The organism is Mesorhizobium sp. P2_D1, from assembly GCF_056404455.1.
This window is the reverse complement of sequence record NZ_JBFUDZ010000045.1, coordinates 40,154-46,835: the sequence shown is the minus strand read 5'-3', so window position 1 is coordinate 46,835 and position 6,682 is coordinate 40,154. Positions and strand designations below refer to the sequence as shown.

8 protein-coding genes are annotated in these 6,682 nt (G+C 63.3%); 6 read left to right on the top strand and 2 right to left on the bottom strand.

All coding sequences use genetic code 11. From position 1 onward, the window contains the following. Positions 1 to 91: 91 nt before the first annotated feature. A complete protein-coding gene (locus tag AC1D0I_RS25380; protein WP_258592052.1) occupies positions 92 to 769 on the bottom strand; it encodes an MIP family channel protein in 678 nt (225 codons plus the stop codon). A gap of 322 nt (positions 770 to 1,091) precedes the next feature. On the opposite strand from AC1D0I_RS25380, the gene AC1D0I_RS25375 reads away from it, so the two are divergent. The 4 genes from AC1D0I_RS25375 (at position 1,092) to AC1D0I_RS25360 (ending at position 4,105) form a co-directional block, all read left to right on the top strand. Next, complete coding sequence (locus AC1D0I_RS25375; protein ID WP_477303295.1) at positions 1,092 to 2,381, top strand: RsmB/NOP family class I SAM-dependent RNA methyltransferase; 1,290 nt, start codon at positions 1,092 to 1,094, stop codon at positions 2,379 to 2,381. A gap of 76 nt (positions 2,382 to 2,457) precedes the next feature. Next, on the top strand, positions 2,458 to 2,910 hold the full coding sequence (locus AC1D0I_RS25370; protein ID WP_477303297.1) for a TspO/MBR family protein: 453 nt from the start codon (positions 2,458 to 2,460) through the stop codon (positions 2,908 to 2,910). Positions 2,911 to 2,997: 87 nt separating this feature from the next. Further along, positions 2,998 to 3,456, top strand: a complete 459-nt coding sequence (locus AC1D0I_RS25365; protein WP_095088397.1) for a PaaI family thioesterase — start codon at positions 2,998 to 3,000, stop codon at positions 3,454 to 3,456. A 4-nt stretch (positions 3,457 to 3,460) separates the two neighbouring features. Further along, complete coding sequence (locus tag AC1D0I_RS25360) at positions 3,461 to 4,105, top strand: 5'-methylthioadenosine/S-adenosylhomocysteine nucleosidase (RefSeq protein ID WP_477398554.1); 645 nt, start codon at positions 3,461 to 3,463, stop codon at positions 4,103 to 4,105. A 2-nt stretch (positions 4,106 to 4,107) separates the two neighbouring features. Here AC1D0I_RS25360 and AC1D0I_RS25355 read toward each other — a convergent pair whose 3' ends face one another. Next, positions 4,108 to 4,404 carry a hypothetical protein gene (locus AC1D0I_RS25355; RefSeq protein ID WP_477398552.1) on the bottom strand — a complete coding sequence of 99 codons (297 nt, stop codon included), beginning with the start codon at positions 4,402 to 4,404 and terminating at the stop codon, positions 4,108 to 4,110. A gap of 93 nt (positions 4,405 to 4,497) precedes the next feature. Here AC1D0I_RS25355 and AC1D0I_RS25350 point away from each other — a divergent pair, with 93 nt between their 5' ends. Then, entirely contained in the window at positions 4,498 to 5,001 is a 504-nt protein-coding gene (locus AC1D0I_RS25350) for a MarR family winged helix-turn-helix transcriptional regulator (RefSeq protein ID WP_477398550.1), read from the top strand. A gap of 55 nt (positions 5,002 to 5,056) precedes the next feature. Continuing rightward, positions 5,057 to 6,619, top strand: a complete 1,563-nt coding sequence (guaA, locus tag AC1D0I_RS25345) for a glutamine-hydrolyzing GMP synthase (protein ID WP_477398548.1) — start codon at positions 5,057 to 5,059, stop codon at positions 6,617 to 6,619. Positions 6,620 to 6,682 lie beyond the last annotated feature (63 nt).

Here is a 6,682-nt window from a genome sequence, read left to right as displayed (position 1 = left end):
AGGTATGGCCTTGTCGTTGGGACGCGGCAGGGTCGGCAAAAAAAGGCGCGGGCCACGGCCCGCGCCTTTTTCGTATTCAAGCTTCCAAACCTCAGTCCTTCTCGAAGACGCGCGCCTTGGCGACGACGCCGGCAATGGCGCCGCCGATCAACGGTGCAACGATGAACAGCCAGAGCTGGCCGATCGCCGCACTGCCGGAAAACAGCGCCGGGCCGATCGAGCGGGCCGGATTGAGCGATGTGCCGGTGACCGGGATGATGGCGAAGTGCAACCCTGCCAGCGTCAGGCCGATGACCAGCCCGGCGAACGCCGTCGAGTGCTTTTCGGCGGTGACACCGAGGATCACGGTGACAAAAGTGAAAGTGCCGATCAGTTCCCACAGGAACGCCGAGCTGACGCCCCATTTCGCCACGTCCCAACCATTGGCGCCGAAGCCGCCGGTGTGTCCGCCGGTCTGGCCGGAGACGATGATCCACAATGCCAGCGAGGCCAGGATGGCGCCGATGATCTGCGCAATCCAGTAGGGGATGACGTCCTTGGCTGGCAGCCGGCCGGCAAGGAAGACACCGAGCGTCACCGCCGGATTGAGATGTGCGCCTGAAATCGGGCCGATCGCATAGGCCGCCGCAATGAGACCGATGCCGAATGCCAGTCCGATGCCTTCCTGGCCGAGCGGCAGCGCACCGCCGAAGCCACCCGTCACCACCGAAGCCGTACCGATGAACACCAACAGAAATGTGCCTAGAACTTCCGCCAGATAAGTCTTCATTGCCCTCTCCACGTAGCGATCCGCCGGTCCACGTTTTCCGTGCCGCGAATCATGGCGGCAAGAGTATTCCCAACCGAAAAACTTGGAAAGCAGAGCGGTTGCGCCAGATCGCGTACTTGCAGGCGCCAGTTACGAACATTAGAAATCTGTCATCTATTGATTGATCTGTTGTTGCTGGCCAAGGACATTTACTGGTCGGGCGATCAGCCTGCCTCAGTCAAGTCAACCTCGTCGGCATGAGACGGAAGCGGGGTTCAATCCAGTCGCGAAAGGCTCTAAGAGCAGGCCGGGAGATCATGTGCTCGATTTGATGGAATGACGAATGCGACTGGGCGGACGGCTGGCTGCGGCCATCGAAGTGCTGGAAGACATCGGCCGGCGTCACCGGCCGGTTGCGGACGCGCTGAAGGATTGGGGCCTGTCGCACCGCTTCGCCGGCGGCGGCGACCGCGCGGCGATCGGCAACATCGTCTATGACGGCTTGCGCCGAAAGCGTTCCGCCGGATGGCTGTTGGGGGAAGACACGCCGCGCGCTATCGGCTTCGGCGCGCTGTTGCTCGAATGGGGCCAGACGGCGCAGTCGCTGAACGATGCGCTCGACGGTGACAAATTCGCGCCGCCGTTGCTGACTGCCACCGAGCTTCAGGCCATTTCCGAACGCCGGCTCGCCGATGCACCGGCCGCGGTGCGGGCCGACATACCCGATTGGTGCGTGCCGCTTTTCGAGAAAACCTTCGGTGACACCTGGGCTGATGAGGGGGCGGCGCTGGCGACGCGCCCGCCGCTCGACATCAGAGTCAACACGTTGCAGGCCAACCGTGACAAGGTGCTGGCCGAGCTGACGGGAACCGGCGCCAAACCTGCCGCCATCGCCCCGCAAGGCATCCGCATCCCGCCGATCGATGGCGACGGCAGGCACCCCAACGTGCAGGCCGAGCCGGCTTTCCAGAAAGGCTGGTTCGAGGTCCAGGACGAAGGCTCGCAGGTCGCGGCCGCCCTTGCCGGCGCCGAGGCCGGCATGCAGGTGCTCGATTTCTGCGCCGGCGCCGGCGGCAAGACACTGGCGCTGTCGGCTGCAATGGACAATCGGGGCCAGATATTCGCCCACGACGCCGAAAAGGCGCGGCTGGCGCCGATCTTCGACCGCATCCGTCGCTCGGAAAACCGCAATGTGCAGGTCGTCACCAAGCCGGCCGAACTCGCTCCGCTCGGCAACCATATGGACATCGTGCTGGTCGACGCGCCTTGTACCGGCAGCGGCACCTGGCGGCGCCGTCCCGATGCCAAATGGCGACTGACGCAAAGACAGCTCGACGCCCGCAAGGGCGAACAGTCAGCGATCCTCGAAGCCGCCAAAGCCTACGTCAAGTCAGGCGGCTTGCTGGTCTACATCACCTGCTCGGTGTTCGACGAGGAGAATGGCGAGCAGGTCGCGGCATTCCGGCATCGCAACAGCGGCTTTGTCCCGGTCGATCATCGCGCGCTCTGGGACAGCCGTTTTCCCGGCCATAAGACGGCCGTGCGGATCGGTCCGGCCGGCGACGTCTCGCTGTCGCCGGCGTTGAGCGGCACGGATGGGTTTTACTTCTGTGCGTTGCGCAAGGCGAATTGACGCTGCCGTTGACAGGCGGCGATAGCGCCCCAGTTGCAGATGCCGGGCGTCTGGCCGCGATCAAGGGATAGGATACTTGCAAAGATATCTGTCGCTTCTGCTTTTCGTCATTGTGGTGCTCGGCGGGGGCCTGCTGATCGGTTATGCGACGCTGCCGGGTGCCTGGTATGCATCGCTCACCAAGCCGCCCTTCAATCCACCCAACTGGGTTTTTGCACCTGCCTGGACACTCCTCTATCTCCTGATCGGCGTGGCCGGCTGGCGGACATGGCTGCAAGCGTCGTCGGGAGCCGCGATGAAAATCTGGGCCGTCCAGCTGGTGCTGAACTTCCTATGGTCGCCGACCTTCTTCGGAGCCAAGATGATGGGGCTCGCGCTTGTTGTGATCGCGCTTCTTCTCGCCAGCATTGGGCTGTTCATCGCCACGGCCTGGAACCGCGACCGGACATCCGCATGGCTGTTCGCGCCATATGCGGCATGGGTTGCGTTTGCCACCTTGCTCAACGCATCGCTTCTCTGGTTGAATTAAGATCGGTTTGCTGCAGTGCAGCAAAAGCATTTGCCTGCCGCCCATGCCTCTGCAATAAGCTTATCCGCATAAAGAAAGGCAGCGGCCATGGCAGCAAAGATCGTACCCGCCCCGGACTATGAGGATCGCGTCAGAACCTCCTTTGCGCGCCAGCAGGCCATGGCCACGATCGGCGCCGAACTGACGCTGGTGACGCCGGGCATCATCGAGATCGAGATGCCTTATTCGGCGGCACTGACCCAGCAGCACGGTTTCCTGCATGCCGGCGTCATTTCGACAGCGCTGGACTCGGCCTGTGGCTATGCCGCGTTCTCGCTGATGCCGGAAAACTCCGGCGTGCTGACCATCGAATTCAAGGTCAATCTGCTGGCGCCGGGCAGGGGCGAACGCTTCCTGTTCCGCGGTTCGGTGACAAAACCCGGCCGCACCATCATCGTCGCCGACGGCCAGGCCTATGCCTTTGCCGCCGACGGCGAGGCCAAGCTGATCGCCACCATGACCGGAACGATGATGACGGTGGTCGGGCGTGATGGCATCGAAGGCTGATCCGATGGGTAAGATTGTACGGCTTGGCGGCAAGGGCGTCCTCTTCGTGATGGCTGCCGAGGCCGAGTATGGCCCGCACCTTAAGCGGCTGTTCACGCCGCTGATGACCGGCGTTGGACCGGTCGAGGCCGGCGTCAAGCTGGGCGCCGAACTCTCCTTGCTGAAGTCTCGGAAGACCCTGCCGGACCTCGTCGTATCGCTCGGCTCGGCCGGCAGCCGGACTCTGGAGCAGACGGAAATCTACCAGGCCGTGTCGGTCGGCTACCGCGACATCGACGCCTCGCCGCTCGGCTTCGAAAAGGGCGCGACGCCTTTCCTTGACCTGCCGGTGACCGTGCCGCTGCCGTTCAGGATACCCGACCTGAGGGAGGCAACGCTGTCCACCGGTGGCGCGATCGTCACCGGCGCCGCCTATGACGCAATTGCCGCCGACATGGTCGACATGGAGACTTTCGCTTGCCTGCGCGCCTGCCAGCTGTTCGACATCCCGCTGATCGGGCTGCGCGGCATTTCCGACGGCGCGGCGGATCTGCGGCACGTCGGCGACTGGACCGAATATCTACACGTCATCGACGAGAAACTGGCCGCAGCGGTCGGGCGGCTGGAACAGGCGATCGGCGATGGCTTGCTGGCGCCTGACCGGAAATAGCATCAAGCCGCCAGGCTCTCCGGATCGCCGAAATCGATGCGCGAAATGCGCCCGCGCACGGCGCCGCTCGCATCGACATAGTCGATCGCTCCTGGCGTATGATCGAGTTTCCAGGAGCCGGTGGGGCCATCTTTCCATTCGACCTTGTAGCCGTGGTCGAGCAGCATCCAGATCCCATGGAAAAGGGTACCATCCGGTAGCAGCATATGCGCCCGGTTCTCGTTTTCGTAGTGGATGAAGGCGTCCTTGCCGCCCATATCGATGACATGCGTGGTGCCAACCATGATAACGGCCAGCATGTTCCTGTCGTCCCTGTCCGCGTGCTTGAGTTCGAAAGAGCCTCGACGGAGTGAATATCGTCAAGTATCTTGACTATACGGAGCCGGGACAAAATGGTCAAGCAGCTTGACGAAAAAATCGAAACCCCGCCGGATCACGTCGGCTGGCGCCTATGGCAGGCAAGCCGTGCCTGGCAGGCCGAATTCGCCGCCGCGATGCGCGCCGCCGGTCACGGCTGGTTCACCGAAGCACGCGCCGGACTGCTTGGACACATCACCAGGAACGGCATGCGCCAGTCGGCGTTGATCGAACGCTCGGCAATCTCCAAGCAGGCGATCCAGCAACTGCTCGACGGCCTCGAGGCGGAGGGGATCGTCGAGCGTCTGCCCGATCCGCAAGATGGCCGCGGCAAGCTGGTGCGTTACACCAGCAAGGGGCTGGATGCCCTGCGCGACGGCGATCGGGTCAAGATGGAGATCGAGCGGCGCTATGTCAGTCGCATTGGCGAGGAGCGGTTCACGGCGCTGATGGGCGCTTTGCGGGCACTTGCGGCCGGACAGGCTGCGGCGAATGATGAAGACGCTGGCGCTGAAGGTGAAGTCGTGGAATCGAAGTGACAGCAAGGCCCCGCAACCCATTGCGTCGACTCATTTCTTTCTCTAAACGCTCGCCATGAAAACAGCCAATCATCCCGACACCGTCCTGATTGTCGATTTCGGCAGCCAGTTTACGCAACTCATCGCCCGCCGCATCCGCGAGGTCGGCGTGTTTTCCGAGATCGTGCCGTTCCAGTCGGCCGAGGCGGCGTTCAAGCGTATCAATCCGAAAGCCGTGATCCTGTCCGGCGGCCCCGCCTCGACGTCGGACATCGGCAGCCCGCGCGCCCCGCAGATCGTCTTCGATGCCGGCGTGCCGGTGCTCGGCATCTGCTATGGCCAGATGGCGATGTGCGTGCAGATGGGCGGCGTCGCCGAGAGCTCCGATCATCGCGAATTCGGCCGCGCCTTTGTCGAGATCGAGAAGGACAGTCCGCTGTTCGAGGGCCTGTGGGCGCCCGGCCAGCGCCACCAGGTATGGATGAGCCATGGTGACCGCGTCATCTCCTTGCCCAAGGGCTTCGAAGTGTTCGGCAAGTCCGAAGGCTCGCCCTTCGCCATCTTCGGCAATGTCGAGCGCAAGATGTACGGCATCATGTTCCACCCCGAGGTGGTGCACACCCCGGACGGCGCAAGGCTGCTGCGCAACTTCGTCCACAACATCGCCGGCATCGAGGGCGACTGGACCATGCGAGCCTATCGCGAACACGCGGTCGAGGCGATCCGCAAGCAGGTCGGCAAGGGCAAGGTCATCTGCGCGCTGTCGGGCGGTGTCGATTCCTCGGTCGCCGCACTTCTGATCCACGAAGCGGTCGGCGACCAGCTGACCTGCATCCTCGTCGACCACGGGCTGATGCGCAAGGACGAGGCGGCAGGCGTGGTGGCGATGTTCCGCCAGCACTACAATCTGCCGCTGATCCTGGTCGATGCCGCGGACAAGTTCATCTCGGCGCTGGAAGGCGAAACCGATCCCGAGAAGAAGCGCAAGACCATCGGCCGGCTGTTCATCGAGGTGTTCGAGGAGGAGGCGAAGAAACTCGGCGGCGCCGACTTCCTGGCGCAAGGCACGCTCTATCCCGACGTCATCGAAAGCGTCTCCTTCACCGGCGGCCCGTCGGTGACCATCAAGTCGCACCACAATGTCGGCGGCCTGCCCGCGCGCATGAACATGCAGTTGGTCGAGCCGCTGCGCGAACTGTTCAAGGACGAGGTGAGGGCGCTCGGCAAGGAGCTCGGCCTGCCCGAAAGCTTCATCGGCCGGCATCCGTTCCCAGGCCCTGGCCTTGCCATCCGCTGCCCAGGCGGCATCACCCGCGAGAAGCTGGAGATCCTGCGCGAGGCCGACGCCATCTATCTCGACGAGATCCGCAAGGCCGGCCTCTACGACGCCATCTGGCAGGCCTTCGCCGTGCTGTTGCCGGTGCAGACTGTAGGCGTGATGGGCGATGGCCGCACCTACGAGTTCGTCTGCGCGCTGCGCGCCGTCACCTCTGTCGATGGCATGACGGCGGATTTCTACCACTACGACATGGCGTTCCTGGGTGCCGCCGCCACCCGCATCATCAACGAAGTCCGCGGCATCAACCGCGTCGTCTACGACGTCACCTCAAAGCCGCCCGGCACAATAGAGTGGGAATGATTCAGACCCACTCAAACGCCGCCGAAAATACGCCAATCTGCGACGTAACATACTGAAAACAAA